The sequence below is a fragment of the Halolactibacillus sp. JCM 19043 genome (assembly GCF_001310395.1).
GTDB lineage: Bacteria > Bacillota > Bacilli > Bacillales > Amphibacillaceae > Halolactibacillus > Halolactibacillus miurensis.
Window position 1 is genome coordinate 70,771 of the sequence record NZ_BAXD01000002.1, and the last position, 15,791, is coordinate 86,561.

A 15,791-nucleotide genomic window follows, 5' to 3' on the forward strand; every position below is an offset into this window, starting at 1 on the left:
CTTTCGTTAAAATTAGAGTAAGTTCAAGCTTGGCGGTCAAACGTGTCTATATCTAATCGATATAGCAACGGTTCATTCGCTTGATATCGCATGAATTCATCGACCATCGCTTGACCAAGTCGGAATTTTTCTTGTCCTACACTCCCGGCGATGTGCGGGGTTAATAATACATTAGGAAGTGTATACAAAGCTGATGTTGTCTCAGGTGGTTCTGGGTCTGTGACATCGAGTAGACTCGTTAAGTCGGGCCTTTTTCCCATGACGTCAATCAAGGCCGCTTCATCAATAATCGCTCCGCGAGCGGTGTTAATAAAGGTGGCGTGTTCTTTCATCTGTTTAAAGTGCTCGCGTTTAATCATCTTGACGGTTGATGGTAATAGCGGTGCATGTAAAGAGATGACATCGGCTGTTTGAAACAACGTATCCAGATCGACTGGTGTGGCACTATATGCAGAAAGCATTTCGGGTGCTAGATACGGGTCGTAGACAATAAGATCGACATCAAAGTTTTGTAAGTGTTCACAGACCATTTTACCAATGGTACTGAAACCAATAATCCCAATGGTTTGATTGTAAATGCCTTTAATATCAAGCATAATACCGTTGGAAAATTGTTTAGTCTCGCGTAAGGATTGTTGGAGACGAAAGCCGTTCTTCAAACTAAAAAGAATTTGACTTAAAGTGAACTCCGCGACGGGTCTCGCATTAATCGTATTAGCGGTTGAGACGGTGATCCCCTTTAACAAGTCACGACTCATAATCTGTTTAACAGAACCCGCTGCATAAAAAATCGCCGTCAGTTGTGGTAAGTAATCAAGTACCTCGGCAGAAAATACCGGTGCGCCCCAACCAGAAAAGATAATCGAGACATCTTGTAACAAAGGTAAATGGTCGTTGATATTGTCTTTTGTGATAACCGTATCATACACCTCAATCATGGATGTAATCTGTTGGATAGCTTCGTCTGAATAAACATCGGATAGTATATGTTGATCCATCATAAAAACAGCTTGTGTCATGTGCGTGATGCCTCCTTATTTTTACTGAATAAATGGATAAAGAAACCTGTCGCAAAAGCCGATAACACTGTTCCTTCTCTTACGCCTGAGATATCACGAAGAAAAATAAGTGAAAAAATCAAGGCAATGACGACAAGTGAAAAGTCAAATTGTATTTTGACTGTGCTAAATGAGCGGTGACGGATAAAACTGTACGCTTTGACAATGCCTTCAGCCGGGTTGTTAATCAGCTTCGCTTGTAGTTGTAGCTTAGTCGCGATCGCAATAATGAGTGAACCTAATAAGACCATCATAAGTTTAATCATATAGTAAGTCGGATCAAAGCGTTCTAAAAGTTGAAACATCGTATCAATAAAAAAACCTAACAGTGGCATTAGTAATAGTTGTAACCACTGTAGCCTCTGGAACGTGCGCTTTAATATAAGGCGTTGAGCTAATAAAAAACTTATGTTTATAGCGGTCATCATAGTCCCGAAGGAGAGCGGGAAAGCAAGGCTTAACACATAGGCAGGGCTTGTGATTGGTGTCGTACCGATGTTGGCATGTGTCACAATCGCAATACCAAGTGCCATGACGATTAAACTAATGAGCAACAGAAAGCTAGACTTGATAAGTGATAAAATAATGTCCCCCTCCTATTAATATCGTGCTGTCTCTTAGTTTAATAGAGTGGCGTCGGTTTGTCTTATCTATTTGCGATCACATTCTCATATTCGGAAATCGGTTGAGATAAAAAAGACAGACATCGCTTTGTCTGTCTTTGTCAGCCTTATGAGAGTGTATGATCTAGATAACGCGCGAGAAACCGAGTCACTTGTCGGCGGTACTCCTCTTTATCGGTCACATAACTGTACGCGTGCTCTGCACCAGGGACGATGTACAGGAATTTATCTGAAGCGGCTGCTTGATAGAGTTCATACGCCATTTGTGTTGGCACAAAGCTGTCTCGATCCCCATGAATAAATAATGTCGGGTGGTGCTTTTTTTCACTTGTTCGACGGGTGACGCTTCGGTGAACGAATAACCCGCCTTATATTTTGTAAGTAAACTCGTCATTGGAATGAACGGATAAGATGGGAGCTTATATAAGTTCTTTAGTTGATAGCCCAGTTCTTTTTCCACAGAGCTATATCCGCAGTCTTCCACGATGCTTTGACTTGGTCTGGTAAAGCTTCCCCGCTGACGTTAAGTACAGTCGCCCCACCCATACTAATACCGAAGAGCACAATCTCAGTATCCTGCCCGTACCGATTGATCAGTGAATCAATCCAAGCAAGATAGTCGTGACGTTCCGGCCAACCGAAGCCAATGTAGTCGCCTTCACTGTCACCGTGACCTCTCGCGTCAGGAAGAAGAATGGTAAACCCTAAATCGTAAAACAACTTCGCAAAAGGCGCCATTTCTTTACTCGTTCCGCTATAACCATGAGCCAAGATGGCTACTTTACCGCCTGCTTCTGGGTTTTCAATAAGCAAGGCTTTAAGAGCTAAATCATCCTGTGAGTAAAGCGTTAGAACATCACGGTCGACTTTTTGAAACCAGAGTTTTTCAGCTTCCCATGGATCATTCGGTACGACATTGATTAAATCATAATCAGGGGAGGTATTTGTTTTCTTGTTTTTAACAGCTTGCTTATAAAAGTAGATACTGCTGTAAAGTAATGTTGCGCTCGTCGCCCCAAGGGCTGTTAAAGCGATTTTTAATGTTTTTTTCTTCACCGTCATCATCCTCGTAGTATAAATATTGTTTTAAGTAGCCGGTCTATGTAAAAACTGGGATACTTTATAGCTCCATTATATGAGAGATGAATGAAAATTGCGAAGAATGAGTAGACGCCATATATAAGAAGTTAAATGATTAAGAAGGATATCAAGTATTTTCCCAACAAAACGACAAAAAAGTGTGCTATAATTAGCTAGCTAATTAAAAAATGAGGAGTGACACAGATGGTTTTATATGGACATCAAGCAGGACAATTAAGTAGGACATTTAAGAAAGTATTAAATGAACAACTACAAGATTCACATTTATACGCAGCACAGTGGGGATTGGTTATGTTTTTATATACAGAAGGACCGCATAGTCAAAGAGCCATTGCCGATTATTTGAAAGTTGAGGCACCCACACTCACGCGCATGGTCAATCGTTTAAATCAAGAAGGTTGGATCAAGAAAGAAGAAGGTCTTGACCGAAGAAAACGGATTATTGGTCTGACAGATGAAGCGAAGAAACACTATGAAGAATGGAAAGATATTAGTGACAAAATTGAGAAGAAAGCGACGCGAGGCATTCCTGAAGAAGAGCTAGAAGTCTTCCGAAAAGTCGCAGAAAAAATGATAACTAACTTAGATGGAAATAAGCGTTATGTCTTCTAATCAAACTAACAAGATGAACGAATCACCGTACACACTGAAAAGTTATCTTATTCGATTATTCGTCTTTACTGGTGGGTTATATTTACTTGCTTTCGGTGTATCAGTTATTATTAAAGCGAATCTAGGAACAGCGACATGGGATGTCTTGCACATCGGTTTGTCAGAAAACTTTGGTCTATCTATTGGTCGATGGGTTCAAATTGTTGGCGTACTGATGGTTATCTTGACATCCTTTTTAGAGAAGAAACGCATTCAAGTCGGCAGTGTATTAAATATTGTATTTGTTGGATTCTTCTTAAATCAAATATTAGCGGCTGATTTTATACCAGCACCAACGACCCTTTCTCTTCGCGTTATGATGTTGCTTTTAGGTGTCGGGATTATGGGGATTGGCTCAGGCATGTATGTCTCATCAAAAATTGGTGCGGGTCCACGTGACGGGATGACCCTTTATATTTCGAAACGTTTTTCTCTATCGATCGGGACTTCGCGTACAATTTTAGAAACGCTCGCTTTAACTTCTGGTTGGTTATTAGGTGGACCGGTGGCCATTGGGACGTTTGTGACCGTGCCGCTCATTGGACCTATTATGCAACGATCATTAGGTGTTTGGACGAAGATTCTAGTGAAAGTAGCTTGAAAATCTATTGTCATTTAATAAAAGCATGATCCCTGTTTACTTGCTGAGGATCATGCTTTTTGTGTAGGATCTATCATTAAGGCGTGCTTATTGTTATGAACACGCACATTCCTTACGCAATGTTTTTGATTGTTGATAAACGGTTTTTGACCCAAGCGATAACATTAAATCTTTCTTTGTCGGTTCTTTCTCTAAGATTTTTAGTGTGTAGTAAACGGATACGACGAGTGGAACGGTTGCCGCAAACCAAGCGAGTGGGTTAGACATAACAGCCCCACTAAAGCCAAAGTATTCACTTAATATAAGCGCACCAATGACACGGGCAACAAGTTCTAATACCCCTGCCACAGTGGGCACAAAGCTATTACCTAAGCCTTGGATGGATGGTCTTAGTACTAACACAAGGCAAGTAACATGTAGAAGGGCCACTGAATTGTAAAGAAGCGCTCAGATAATGCCAGTACCTCAGGATTCCCGTCCTCAACAAAGAATCCGGCTAAATAGCGACCGAAGAACAAGAGGATCACACCAATCGATGCAGCATAAACGAGTGTAATAGACATCCCACTTTTAATCCCTTGCTTAATTCGGCTAAACTCACCCGCTCCAAAGTTTTGAGCAACAAAAGTTGACATAGCTACGCCCATTGTTTGAAGAGGCATTGTCAGTAGCTGTTCAATTTTAATTGATGCGGTATATGCGGCAACAGAAAGTGCGCCTAATTGGTTTAGAGTAATCTGAATGGCGACTGAGCCAATCGCAATAATTGAATACTGGAAACCGTACGGTAAACCAATACGTAAATGTTCTTTATATTCAGCCCAGTCTTTTGTCCAGTCTGATCTTTTGATTCGTAAGATTCTTACCCGTTTTTTAATGTAAATCAGGCAAAGCACAGACGCAATCAGTTGAGAAATCACTGTCGCATAACCCGCACCAGCGACATTCATGTCAAAACCTAGAATAAACGTATAGTCTAAGATAATATTTAATATAGACGTGACGATTAAAAATAGTAATGGTGTACGCGAGTCACCAATCGCCCGTAATACATTTGATAAGTAGTTAAACATCACCGTCGCGCCAATCCCAGCAAAAATAACGACTAAATAGTCATAAGCATCATCAATGATTTCTGGTGGTGTCTGCATCAACTCTAAAATGTTACGTGTATTAAGTGTTGCCGCAATTGTCAAAATAATGCTGATGATAACGACAATAATTAAACTCACACCTAAACTACGGCGCAAAGCTTTTTCATCTTTTTTTCCAAACCGTTGCGCTGTAATCACCGCAAGGCCGGCAGTCAAGCCAATCGCCAAACCTAAAATTAAAAACATAATACTTCCAACAGAACCAACCGCCGCTAATGCATCCATCCCTAACGTTTGTGAAACAATGAAGGTATCTGCCATCGAATAAAATTGTTGGAACACGTTCCCTAACAACATCGGTAAACTAAACAATACAATCAGTTTCAGAGGGTTTCCTGAAGTCATATCTCTTCCCATAATGTCACCTCAACCTTTCTTTCTCTTCATCTTATATAATTAAAAACCACAAATAATCTCATGGTTTTTCCGTTATTATTCTTAAGGTCTTTGAATAGTATAGTCCTATTTATTAAAAATGCAAGGCAGATGAATCAAATTAATAAATTATATTTAAAAAGAGCAAAAAGTTACCTTGTTAAACTTAAACCGCTTACCTATTAAAATATCGTGTGAGAGGACTAACAATCGCTATTCAGTCTGATATAATGGATATAGCAACATCACTTTACTAATTGAAAAGAGGGTGCAAAAGATGGTCGGTTGGATTGTTTTAGCGGTTATTTTAGTATTAGGACTTATTTTGATTATGTGGGGAATTTCTACCTACAACAACTTGGTGTCTACACGTGAACTTGTTGAGAATGCGATGGGTCAAATTTCGACGCAAATTGAATCGCGTTGGGACGCGTTAAAATCAATGATTGATGGCACAAAGCGTTATGAAGCTCACGAAGCAAAAGTGTTAGAGGGCATTGCTGAAAAACGCTCACAAATTGGTAAGGGTGCTGATGTCAGTGAAGTGAATCAAGATGATCAATTGTTTAATCAAGCCTTAGGTCGTTTAATTGCGGTAGCGGAAAGCTATCCGGATTTAAAAGCATCAACAGTGTATCAAGATACACTTGCACAAATTGATAAGTATGAAAATCAAGTCAGACAATCACGTATGATTTATAACGATACGGTGACAAAATTTAATCGTCTGATTCAAATGGTGCCATCCAATATTATTGCGGGTATGTTTAACTTTAGTAAGCGTGATTACTTTGAAAGTACAGAATCTAAACAAGACATGCCGAGCTGGGGGTGAGGTTGATGCGAAAATCACTCCTGACACTCGTTGTTTCGTTCGTGTTATTTAGTTTTTTAAGTATCGATGTATCGGCTAATTCGATGTCAACACTCGATTTACATGTTGAGCTCCATGAAGACGGTTCAGGGACGATTACCGAAACACGCCAAATGAACCTTGACGAAGGCACAGAGATGTATAGTGTGTTAGACAACCTAGAAGGCGCAGTGCTTTCCAATTATTCGGTAACCGACTTTGGTGAACCATTCACGTTCCAAGATGGTTGGGATCTTGATTGGAGTCGCGAAGAAAAGGCAGGCAAGTACGGCATTATTGAAACAGATGAGGGTTATGAACTGACATGGGGAATTGGCGAATATGGTCCACATGAATATGTCGTCACGTATACCTTGTCAGATTTAGTCCGTCAGTTAGAGGATGGGCAAAGTCTAAATAATAATTTCTTTGATGGAGAGGGAAGTATTAATCCAGAAGAAGTATCAATCACCGTCACAGGACCGATATCGTTTACTCAAGATAATACGAGAATTTGGGGCTTTGGCTTCAATGGTGAAGTCTATTTAGAAGAGGGGGATTTAGTTGGTTGGAGTAATGAACCGATTAGGGACAATGGTCATATTACCTTACTGATGCAGTTTTCTGAACCAATCTTTTCTGGACTAAAGACAAAACAGATGTCACTTGAAGAAGAGTTAAATCGATCGTTAGAAGATAGTAGTTATGGCGATCAGCCAATGACATTCGGTGAGAAAATGATAATTGCCGCGTTTGTGTTATTTGGTATACTTTTGATTGGCTTTATTATTATTGTTGTCGTGGCACGTTCACGCGCAATCAAAAGAGCGAACCCACTCGTCACAGGGAAAGCAAGAGAAAAGTTAAATGAAGGTCAGTATTATCGTGAGATTCCGTATACGAAGGGTCCAATGCGCAACGTGCAGTATTTACTCGAATCCGTTGGTACGGGTAGTTTTGAAAACTACTTTAGTGCGTACGTATTAAAGTGGGTAAAAGATGGGTATATTACACATACGACAGAAACAAAAGGAATGGTCTTCAAAAAAGAGCACGATCAGTTTGTGTTAAATACGTTTAAACTAGATAAATCCGTCGATAAGATTGAACGACGTTTCTTTAAGGTCGTTGTCGAAGCAGCAGGCGCGGATGGTGTGCTTGATGAGAATGAAATTAAAGCTTGGTCGAAGAAGAACTACAAAGAGCTTGACGCGCTTAAGAATGATTTATTAAGGTACTCAAAAGATCATTTACACCACCAAGGTTATTTATATTTTGAAGAAGTGCCGTTTCTTGGGATGCATGCGACTATTACCAAAGCAAGTGCCGAAGGTGAAGAATTATTTGATCGGTTAGTTCAATTTAAAAATTACTTAACTGATTTCTCTTTACTCGATGAACGACAAATCAAAGAAGTTGGCCTCTGGGAAGATTTGATTATTTGGGCGAGTCTTTACGGTATCGCAGAAGAGGTGGCCAAACAATTAGCGGAATTCTATCCGCAGTTTGTCAGTCAATCGGAAGTGCGCGTATCGGATATTTATATCGCTTATGCTTTCTCACATAGTATGCAGTCAGGCTATAGTAGTGCTGTCTCAGCGGCTAGTGGCGGAGGCGGTTCAACGAGCTTTGGTGGCGGCGGTGGCTCCATGGGTGGTGGAGGAAGTGGCGCAAGATAGCTTCCTCGCCCGAAAGACGGCTATCTTTTTACCCTTGACAGAAAAAGTAAACAGGTAGAGAATAATGACGAGAGAAAATAGTAAATGTACTATAGGGGGCAACAACCAATGAATGATTATGTATTATTTCTGTTTGCACTTATTCCGATTGTGTTTTTAATTTTAGCTTTAGGTGTGTTCAATCGTCCGGCTTATAAAGCAGGGATGTGGAGTGTACTCATTGCTAGTGGCTTAGCGTTTTTCTTCTTTGATATGACACCATTCGGTATTGTAACCGCGATTGTTGAAGGAGCGGCTTTAGGGATTTGGCCGATTATGATTGTGATTATCGCGGCCATTTTCACTTATAATTTGGCTCAACATACGAAAAGCATGGATACAATCAATAAAATGTTATCGAGTATTTCTACCGATAAACGCATTCAAGTCTTGATTCTCGCATGGGGCTTTGGAGGATTCTTAGAAGCAGTTGCTGGTTACGGGACAGCCGTCGCTTTACCCGCGAGCATTTTAGCGGCCCTTGGATTTAATCCGTTATTTGCGGCGATTATCTCACTCGTTGCGAATACTGTGCCAACGGCTTTTGGTGCGGTCGGTATTCCGGTATCTACACTCGCACAAGTCACCGGACTTGAGGTAACCACGCTCAGTTACACAATTGTATTACAACTTACGTTGTTTATTATTATTATTCCATTCGTTTTAGTGTTCATGACTGGTAGAAGTCTGAAAGCATTAAAAGGTGTTGTCGGTATTACACTGGCTTCAGGTATTGCTTTTGCGGTGCCGCAAATCTTTGTGGCGCAGTACTTAGGGGCCGAACTACCAGCGCTTGTCGGTAGTTTGTTTAGTATGGCAACGACGATCGGTATGGCACTTTTGTTTCATAAAGATAAAAAAGCCAAAAATCCAGAAGTGGTATCTGTTTCTGAAGGGTTTAAAGCTTGGTTACCTTACATTTTAATTTTAGCTTTTATTTTACTGACCAGCCACTTGTGCCGGCTGTGTATGATTTTGTTTCACATATTCAAACAACCGTGACAATTTATCAAGGACCAGGTGCAGCGGCATCGACGTTTAAATGGGTTGGGACACCAGGCGTTCTCATTATCCTTGCGGCTGTAATTGGCAGCTTGATTCAAGGGGCTAATTTAAAAGACATTGTTGGTGTGTTTGTCAGTACGGTCAAACAATTATCAAAATCAGCGCTTACGGTCGTGGCGATTGTTGCCCTTGCGAAAATCATGGGCTATAGCGGTATGATTACAAGTATTGCGACCGTGTTTGTGTTAGTGACCGGTTCATTCTATCCATTCTTTGCGCCAATGTTAGGGACACTTGGTACGTTTGTGACGGGGAGTGACACGTCATCGAATATTTTATTTGGTCCACTTCAAATCGAAGTTGCGAACTCGATTGGTGTTGATTCATACTGGTTGGCCGCAGCCAATACCTCAGGTGCGACAGGTGGCAAAATGATTTCACCACAAAGTATCGCTGTCGCAACATCTGCCACTGGTCTGATTGGTCAAGAAGGTAAGATATTCAATAGTACCTTAAAATTCTGTTTAGGCTATGTCGTCTTCTTAGGAATTTTAGTATATGTCGGTAGTTTATTCATTTGATTATGGACGCTATTGTTATGTAAAGTAAATAAAAACACCGCTTAATCGTCTTTTTCATCGATTAGGTGGTGTTTTTATGTTTATAAATAGTTGTTTAAGTCATCAATTGTCTCGATCTCATCAAAATGTTCAATAATTGTATTGATTCTAGCTTCATCTAATTGATAAACGTGCTGGATGGTGGCTTCTGGTATCTCGTTAAGTTTCATGGTTAACATCTTGTGTAAAGCTTTAGCCATCCCTTGTTTTAACCCTTGTTCTAATCCCTGTTCTAAACCTTCTTCTCTAAGAATGTCGGCAATTGTCATGACGACGTCACTTCCTTTCGGATAGGCTTGTTCTAATGTTTTCACTATATCATGGATATCGTGTTTTGAGAATGCGCCACTAGCACTAAAAATGTATCGGATTAATGTTTCAAAGTAGGCTAAGCAACATCTTTCATATCAACAGTATAGATGACATCAATGGCGTGATAGATCATTTGTTTTAATATTTTGGGGTCATCTGAGTGAATATCACGTAAGGCAGTAAAGGATAATCTTAATTCTATTGGTCCTAAAATGTCTGCATCTGAAAATGTGGAGACATCAAACAAGATATAGTTAAAATTAGGCGTGTAGCTTTTCATTGCTTCACTTAATAGATCGAACCCTTCGATTAAGTCGCTAACGACTCACCTGTATGCCAGGGGTTTTTTCCGTGATAAATCACAAGTGGAATAATCAAGGGTAGTTTAGCTGACTTATGTTGATGTGCCGCCGTTTTCCATATATCACACATGTACTGTAGTAACTGCACGGCAACTGTGGACTTTGAAAGCTTTTGTGTTCAAACAATAGATAGAGATACCCAACTTTTTGGTTCATCTCAACTTTAAACAAGAGATCGGAAAACACTTCTTTTAGATGCTCGTTAATGAAACTGTCTTTCTGAGGTTCGAGTGTCTCTACATCGATGATGTCTACGATATGTGCTGGTAAATAATGAACCAAAATTCTTTTGTGACAGTTATGTTGTGAAACGTTTCTTTAAAGAATTTGTCATGGGGGTTTTGGATATGAATGATTATCACCTGCTTTGTAAGTTTCACAGATATGTTTTCTGTGACTCATGAGTTAATCACATCTTAAATGAAAACAAGTCATGTATCCAATTGCCTAAATCGGAGAATTGGTAAATGGGGTCTTATGGTGAGGAGAATATTAAATACTCAGGTGAAAAGTTCATCTTCATTTGCCTTGAAGGTATAAAAATTTTTTCTAGTATGCGTGCGACTAAAAAAACCTACCAGAGATTCTGGTAGGCTTTACTATGATAGATATCGCGTATCCGATTCTTTATGATTGCTTAAACTGTATAGTTATCAAAATAACCTTGGATATAGACAATCGGTGTCCCTTTATCACCACTACCTGATGTTAAATCAGCTAGCGAACCGATGAGGTCAGTTAAACGACGCGGGGTTGTCCCTTGTGCTTCCATATGTCCGACCAAATCATCTTGTTTATTTCTAATGTAGTTAGAGATGGCATTTTTTAATTCGTCACCTTTTAAGTCACTAAAGTTATTGTCAGCAAGATACTTTAATTTCACTTCATTCGGTGTCCCGTCTAAACCAGTCGTAAAGGCTGGTGAAACAACTGGGTCTGCCAACTCCCAAATTTTACCCGCGGGGTCTTTAAAAGCACCGTCACCATAGACCATCACTTCGATTTGTTTCCCAGTTTTTTCAGACAGCGTCTGTTGAATCCTGTCAACGACAGGCTGAGCGTTATGTGGGAATAATTTCACGCGGTCTTCGGTTGATTTATTCGACCCAAGTAATCCATATTCTCCGTTAAAACCACTGCCATCGATTGAATGATTTAAAATATCATCCAGTGTATGGACGGTTTCTGCGCCTTCTGCTTTTAAAATGCGCTTAGTTCTCACGCGTGTATGAATATCACAAGCGAGCACATGTTTTGTATAGTTAAGAATGGCCTTGGCATTATTCGCAAAAATAACTTCACATTCAGCTCCAGCTTCTTCTGCGACTTCTTTATAGTAATCGATATAGTCCACACCTGTGAAAGTGTGCTTCTGATAACCAAAGTGGTCACGGAAAGTTTTCTCATCTAAAACATCTGTCCATGGATTAATGCCCTTTTCATCTAAGTGATCGAGTTCAACTAAATGGTTACCGACTTCATCAGACGGATAACTAAACATAATCACTACTTTCTTTGCGCCCATACTAATCCCGCGAAGTAAAGTCGCAAAGCGGTTACGACTTAAAATAGGGAAAATAACCCCAACGGTTTCGTCGCCAAACTTATCTTGAATATCGGTCGCAATTTGAGCGGTTGTCGCATAGTTTCCTTGTGCTCGTGCGACAATTGATTCTGTTACGGCAACAATATCTTTATCTTGAGGTACAAATTCACCTTGATCAATCGCTTTCATCACGCTATCAACAACAATCGCTTCGATGCTGTCACCTTCATTAATAATGGGGCATCGTAAGCCTCTCGTAACGGTTCCTATTACACGTTCCATTTGTATTCGCTCCTTAAAAAGTCGATTATTTAACGTGTAAACAACAATTAATGTTCGTGTTTACTATTACACTATACGCGCTTGTTATCTATAAGTAAAGTTGATATATTGAATATGAGATATAATTAAAACGAATATCAATAGAGGGCATGCATAGATAATCAGTTCTTATCGATGCGGTTAGACCCAAACATTTAAGTGAAAAGAAATGGAGTGACAGAAGTGAAAGCAAAACTCGATTTGTACCGAATTTTTGTCGAAGTAGCTGAAAGAAAAAGTCTATCAAAAGCAAAAGAACATCTGTTTATGAGCCAACCAGCTATTAGTCAAGCACTAAAGCAACTAGAAGAGAGTTTGAATCAGCGACTATTCCACCGGGAATCACGCGGTGTAGAATTAACGACCGAAGGGAAAGTACTGTATCAGTATGTGAAAGATGCCCTGCACCTGATTGACCAAGGAGAAAAACAACTCGATGCCTATCAACAATTAGAAGCAGGCGAGCTTAGTATCGGTGTCGGTGATACGGTAAGTAAATATTATTTACTCCCGTTTCTACAGGCGTTTCATGAGCGCTATCCCAATGTGCATTTTAAAATCGTAAATGGAACGACTTTAGAATTACTCCCACTTGTGAAAAGCGGGGAAGTTGATTTTGCGGTCTGTAATTTACCTGTGACCGATCCTGTGATTGAAACGAAACCTTGTCTAGAAGTGCGGGATGTGTTTGTTTGCGGAGAAAAATATCACGATAATTTTAGCCAGCCCATCTCGATTGAGACGTTATTGACGTACCCCATTATTTCGTTAGAGAAAAAGTCTAATTCACGTCGCTTTGTGGAGAACTACTTGATATCAAAAGGTTTTGAATATACACCGACATTTGAAATCGGTTCTTATGATCTCCTCGTTGAGTTTGCGAAAATTAATGTAGGTATCGCTGCGGTGGTACGTCCATTTTCTGATGAGGCGATCAACCGAGGTGAGGTCTATGAAGTACCTCTACTTGAACCGTTACCAACACGTCATATCGGTTTATGTTTAAAAAATAATGTTCCACCATCACAAGCAGCACGCACGTTTATGGAGATGATGAACGATGACTTGAAAATATGACTGGTTCAGCAAAGTCTTATTTGTAAATGAGCTGTCTTTTATGTTTGGCTGATAAGTATAGAACGATAAAACGATAAGCATCAACGATCCCGCGAGTCGTAATGACGCCGATAAAAGCAAGGGTGCCGAGTTTTCCGCCTGCATTCTCTAAGAACGGTTGACTAAAAATCATCGTGATGGCACTTATGAGGGAAGCTAAGTAAAACAATGACACACGTGGTAAGACTAACCGATTGCTCATAGCGGTAAACGTTCCCATCATAAAGGCAGCAAGTAGAATGTGAGGGATAGTGATTGGAATGACCATTCCGATTAGCACAATAGCCATAGTGGCTATACTTGAGGCAAAAATGGGGTCATGTTTCAGGTAGCGCCTGATGGTGAGGGTCAGCCAGGTCCCTAATAATGTAAAGAAAATAAGCCATAGCTGCATCTTGACGTCAGGAATCGTCAGACTAACTGGGCGGTGACCAAGCACATAGCCAGAAGTTAAGGTTCCAATTAAACTTAAGGCACCTAATTTGCCGCCATAACCGACAAAGGTGTAGCGACTAAATACATAGATGATCCCGGTGACAACGGCCGCGAGGATAATGCACCAAAAATCGGGTAAGAAAACGGTATGAGTCATACCAATGAAGGAACCGGTATAAATGATGGTCTTTTGTCGTTTGAAAAAAACAGCACCACTTAAGCCAACGACGGCAGATGATAAATAGGCACCGAACTGAAAAGTATGACCGAGACTAAAGGTAATCATCGCTGAGCTAATGATTAAGATGACTGTTGTCGTGTCGGTCTTCTTCCAGTGATACGGTGATTTAAAGTGCCGCTCAAAAAACTGCAGGGCGAGGGCATGAAGTTTCAGTGAAAAGAAAAACAGACCAAGGAGAAAAAACAAACCAAATAACCACCTCGTTTGAGACATGACCCAATCGACAAAACTTATCGTAAACAACATGAGACCGATTAGGGCGAGGGGTAAGAAACCGAGTAGTAATAGAAGGAGTGACATTTGATTCACCTCTTTTAGAAAGTTAGGGTTAGTATTCTTTTCCTTAAATGCCTCATCATGAAAAGAGAAGTTGGGATATTTTTTTGACAATTTTGTGACAGTTATATCACCGTTCTTGAAAAGGTATGAAATTAATCTCTTTAGGGTATATAAAGACTAACATGTTGATTTATTAAGCGTTCATTTGTTATGCAGGCTTATATAATTGGATATATGATGTGTTATAGTAAAAGTATGTATATTAATTCACAAATATATTAGGAGGATGTCTTATGCGTATTGGTATTCCAAAAGAAATTAAAAACAATGAATTTCGAGTTGCAATGACACCAGTTGGTGTCGAACTATTAACGAAACAAGGTCATGAGGTATTCATTGAAACAACAGCCGGCGAAGGTGCTGGCTTTCTAGATGAAGATTATCAGTCAAAAGGGGCTGTTATTGTACCTGAAGCCCGAGACGCTTGGGAAGCAGAAATGGTGATCAAGGTAAAAGAGCCGCTCGCAAGTGAATATCGCTACTTTAGAGATGATCTGATTTTATTCACGTATCTTCACTTAGCAAATGAACCAAAGCTGACAGAAGCATTAAAAGAAGCGAAAACGACGGCGATTGCTTATGAGACGATGGTCGGTGCTGATGGCGGTTTACCGATGTTACATCCGATGAGTGTCATTGCCGGACGATTGTCTGTTCAAGTAGCCGCCCATTACTTACAAAAACCAATGGGTGGAAGTGGTGCGTTAATTGGTGGTGTTCCAGGTGTTAAAAACGGTAAAGTCACGATTATTGGCGGTGGTGTCTCTGGACAAAACGCGCTTCAAATTGCGAAAGGTTTAGGTGCTCATGTGACGTTACTTGATATCCGTGCCGAAGTCTTAACGCAAGTTGAAGCCGATTATGGTCATGAAGTGGTGACGCAAATTTCTAATGAAGTCAATATTCGCGAAGCGATTAAAGATGCGGATATTGTCGTTGGTGCCGTGCTTATTCCTGGTCGAAAAGCGCCAAAACTGGTGAGTGAGGATATGGTGAAACAAATGAAACCAGGTAGTGTCATCGTTGATATTGCGGTCGACCAAGGCGGTATTTTTGAAACAGCTGATTTGGTAACCACTCATGATGACCCTGTCTATGAGCGTCACGGTGTCCTACACTATGCGGTTGCGAATATGCCAGGGGCTGTTCCGCGAACATCAACGATCGCACTTACGAACGTTACTTTACCTCATGCGGTACAATTAGCTAATCGAGGTGTGAAAAAAGCCGCCGAACGCGATCATACGCTGTATAGTGGTATTAATTTATATGATGGTAAGTTAACGAACCTTGCCGTTGCCGAAACATTCGGTTATGAATATCATGAATTTAGTCAATTAGTCAACGATGAATCATGACA

General features: G+C 40.3%; 18 protein-coding genes and 1 pseudogene. 8 read left to right on the plus strand and 11 right to left on the minus strand.

The genetic code is table 11. From position 1 onward, the window contains the following. Positions 1-23: 23 nt before the first annotated feature. From JCM19043_RS02030 to JCM19043_RS02040, 4 genes are all read right to left on the minus strand, one after another. Positions 24-1,019: a hydroxyacid dehydrogenase gene (locus JCM19043_RS02030; protein ID WP_062319557.1), complete on the minus strand. Its 996-nt coding sequence runs from the start codon at positions 1,017-1,019 to the stop codon at positions 24-26. Further along, entirely contained in the window at positions 1,016-1,645 is a 630-nt protein-coding gene (locus JCM19043_RS02035) for a YitT family protein (RefSeq protein WP_369676083.1), read from the minus strand. The genes JCM19043_RS02030 and JCM19043_RS02035 overlap by 4 nt, the downstream gene beginning before the upstream one ends. Before the next feature lie 143 nt (positions 1,646-1,788). Then, the gene (locus JCM19043_RS17155) at positions 1,789-1,956 is read right to left on the minus strand and encodes a hypothetical protein (protein ID WP_231631355.1); all 168 of its coding nucleotides are present in this window, start codon (positions 1,954-1,956) and stop codon (positions 1,789-1,791) included. 157 nt (positions 1,957-2,113) lie between these two features. Further along, positions 2,114-2,737 (minus strand): alpha/beta hydrolase, encoded by a 624-nt coding sequence (locus JCM19043_RS02040; protein WP_231631356.1) that lies wholly within the window; start codon positions 2,735-2,737, stop codon positions 2,114-2,116. Between the two features lie 228 nt (positions 2,738-2,965). Between JCM19043_RS02040 and JCM19043_RS02045 the strand changes: the two genes are divergently transcribed. Further along, the gene (locus JCM19043_RS02045) at positions 2,966-3,394 is read left to right on the plus strand and encodes a MarR family winged helix-turn-helix transcriptional regulator (RefSeq protein ID WP_062319560.1); all 429 of its coding nucleotides are present in this window, start codon (positions 2,966-2,968) and stop codon (positions 3,392-3,394) included. After that, entirely contained in the window at positions 3,384-4,034 is a 651-nt protein-coding gene (locus JCM19043_RS02050; RefSeq protein ID WP_082394378.1) for a YitT family protein, read from the plus strand. The genes JCM19043_RS02045 and JCM19043_RS02050 overlap by 11 nt, the downstream gene beginning before the upstream one ends. 93 nt (positions 4,035-4,127) lie before the next feature. On the opposite strand, the gene JCM19043_RS17160 is transcribed toward JCM19043_RS02050, so the two are convergent. Both JCM19043_RS17160 and JCM19043_RS02055 read right to left on the minus strand, forming a co-directional pair. Next, positions 4,128-4,436 (minus strand): hypothetical protein, encoded by a 309-nt coding sequence (locus tag JCM19043_RS17160; RefSeq protein ID WP_231631357.1) that lies wholly within the window; start codon positions 4,434-4,436, stop codon positions 4,128-4,130. Next, positions 4,430-5,545 (minus strand): MATE family efflux transporter, encoded by a 1,116-nt coding sequence (locus tag JCM19043_RS02055; RefSeq protein ID WP_231631358.1) that lies wholly within the window; start codon positions 5,543-5,545, stop codon positions 4,430-4,432. Before JCM19043_RS02055 ends, JCM19043_RS17160 begins: the two co-directional genes overlap by 7 nt. A gap of 295 nt (positions 5,546-5,840) precedes the next feature. Between JCM19043_RS02055 and JCM19043_RS02060 the strand changes: the two genes are divergently transcribed. The 4 genes from JCM19043_RS02060 (at position 5,841) to JCM19043_RS18000 (ending at position 9,720) form a co-directional block, all read left to right on the plus strand. Next, the gene (locus tag JCM19043_RS02060) at positions 5,841-6,398 is read left to right on the plus strand and encodes a LemA family protein (protein WP_062319562.1); all 558 of its coding nucleotides are present in this window, start codon (positions 5,841-5,843) and stop codon (positions 6,396-6,398) included. A gap of 5 nt (positions 6,399-6,403) precedes the next feature. Next, entirely contained in the window at positions 6,404-8,095 is a 1,692-nt protein-coding gene (locus tag JCM19043_RS02065; RefSeq protein WP_062319563.1) for a DUF2207 domain-containing protein, read from the plus strand. Between the two features lie 108 nt (positions 8,096-8,203). Continuing rightward, positions 8,204-9,136, plus strand: coding sequence for an L-lactate permease (locus JCM19043_RS17995; RefSeq protein WP_255349919.1), 933 nt, complete (start codon positions 8,204-8,206; stop codon positions 9,134-9,136). Further along, complete coding sequence (locus JCM19043_RS18000) at positions 9,133-9,720, plus strand: L-lactate permease (RefSeq protein ID WP_255349920.1); 588 nt, start codon at positions 9,133-9,135, stop codon at positions 9,718-9,720. The genes JCM19043_RS17995 and JCM19043_RS18000 overlap by 4 nt, the downstream gene beginning before the upstream one ends. Before the next feature lie 80 nt (positions 9,721-9,800). Here the strand turns inward: JCM19043_RS18000 and JCM19043_RS02075 are convergent, their stop codons facing one another. The 4 genes and pseudogenes from JCM19043_RS02075 to JCM19043_RS02085 all read right to left on the minus strand — a co-directional run bounded on the left by JCM19043_RS02075 (position 9,801) and on the right by JCM19043_RS02085 (position 12,261). Beyond that, entirely contained in the window at positions 9,801-10,073 is a 273-nt protein-coding gene (locus tag JCM19043_RS02075) for a DUF4351 domain-containing protein (RefSeq protein ID WP_062319565.1), read from the minus strand. Positions 10,074-10,147: 74 nt separating this feature from the next. After that, entirely contained in the window at positions 10,148-10,381 is a 234-nt protein-coding gene (locus JCM19043_RS18005) for an Rpn family recombination-promoting nuclease/putative transposase (protein WP_255349929.1), read from the minus strand. Next, positions 10,381-10,721: pseudogene (locus JCM19043_RS18520) on the minus strand (Rpn family recombination-promoting nuclease/putative transposase); the annotation flags it as partial. The pseudogene JCM19043_RS18520 and the gene JCM19043_RS18005, both read right to left, overlap by 1 nt. Positions 10,722-11,070: 349 nt before the next feature. Next, on the minus strand, positions 11,071-12,261 hold the full coding sequence (locus tag JCM19043_RS02085; protein WP_062319569.1) for a coenzyme F420-0:L-glutamate ligase: 1,191 nt from the start codon (positions 12,259-12,261) through the stop codon (positions 11,071-11,073). Between the two features lie 198 nt (positions 12,262-12,459). On the opposite strand from JCM19043_RS02085, the gene JCM19043_RS02090 reads away from it, so the two are divergent. Next, positions 12,460-13,377: a LysR family transcriptional regulator gene (locus tag JCM19043_RS02090; RefSeq protein ID WP_231631359.1), complete on the plus strand. Its 918-nt coding sequence runs from the start codon at positions 12,460-12,462 to the stop codon at positions 13,375-13,377. A 16-nt stretch (positions 13,378-13,393) separates the two neighbouring features. On the opposite strand, the gene JCM19043_RS02095 is transcribed toward JCM19043_RS02090, so the two are convergent. Then, a complete protein-coding gene (locus JCM19043_RS02095; RefSeq protein WP_062319573.1) occupies positions 13,394-14,392 on the minus strand; it encodes a hypothetical protein in 999 nt (332 codons plus the stop codon). 272 nt (positions 14,393-14,664) lie between these two features. Between JCM19043_RS02095 and ald the strand changes: the two genes are divergently transcribed. Further along, a complete protein-coding gene (gene ald / locus JCM19043_RS02100) occupies positions 14,665-15,789 on the plus strand; it encodes an alanine dehydrogenase (protein ID WP_062319575.1) in 1,125 nt (374 codons plus the stop codon). Positions 15,790-15,791 lie beyond the last annotated feature (2 nt).

Bases quoted from the DNA above. Each gene is read 5' to 3' on its own strand.
- JCM19043_RS02030 (WP_062319557.1), bottom strand. From the start codon at position 1,019: ATGACACAAGCTGTTTTTATGATGGATCAACATATACTATCCGATGTT.
- JCM19043_RS02045 (WP_062319560.1), top strand. From the start codon at position 2,966: ATGGTTTTATATGGACATCAAGCAGGACAATTAAGTAGGACATTTAAG.
- JCM19043_RS02050 (WP_082394378.1), top strand. From the start codon at position 3,384: ATGTCTTCTAATCAAACTAACAAGATGAACGAATCACCGTACACACTG.
- JCM19043_RS02055 (WP_231631358.1), bottom strand. From the start codon at position 5,545: ATGGGAAGAGATATGACTTCAGGAAACCCTCTGAAACTGATTGTATTG.
- JCM19043_RS02060 (WP_062319562.1), top strand. From the start codon at position 5,841: ATGGTCGGTTGGATTGTTTTAGCGGTTATTTTAGTATTAGGACTTATT.
- JCM19043_RS02065 (WP_062319563.1), top strand. From the start codon at position 6,404: ATGCGAAAATCACTCCTGACACTCGTTGTTTCGTTCGTGTTATTTAGT.
- JCM19043_RS17995 (WP_255349919.1), top strand. From the start codon at position 8,204: ATGAATGATTATGTATTATTTCTGTTTGCACTTATTCCGATTGTGTTT.
- JCM19043_RS02085 (WP_062319569.1), bottom strand. From the start codon at position 12,261: ATGGAACGTGTAATAGGAACCGTTACGAGAGGCTTACGATGCCCCATT.
- JCM19043_RS02095 (WP_062319573.1), bottom strand. From the start codon at position 14,392: ATGTCACTCCTTCTATTACTACTCGGTTTCTTACCCCTCGCCCTAATC.
- ald (WP_062319575.1), top strand. From the start codon at position 14,665: ATGCGTATTGGTATTCCAAAAGAAATTAAAAACAATGAATTTCGAGTT.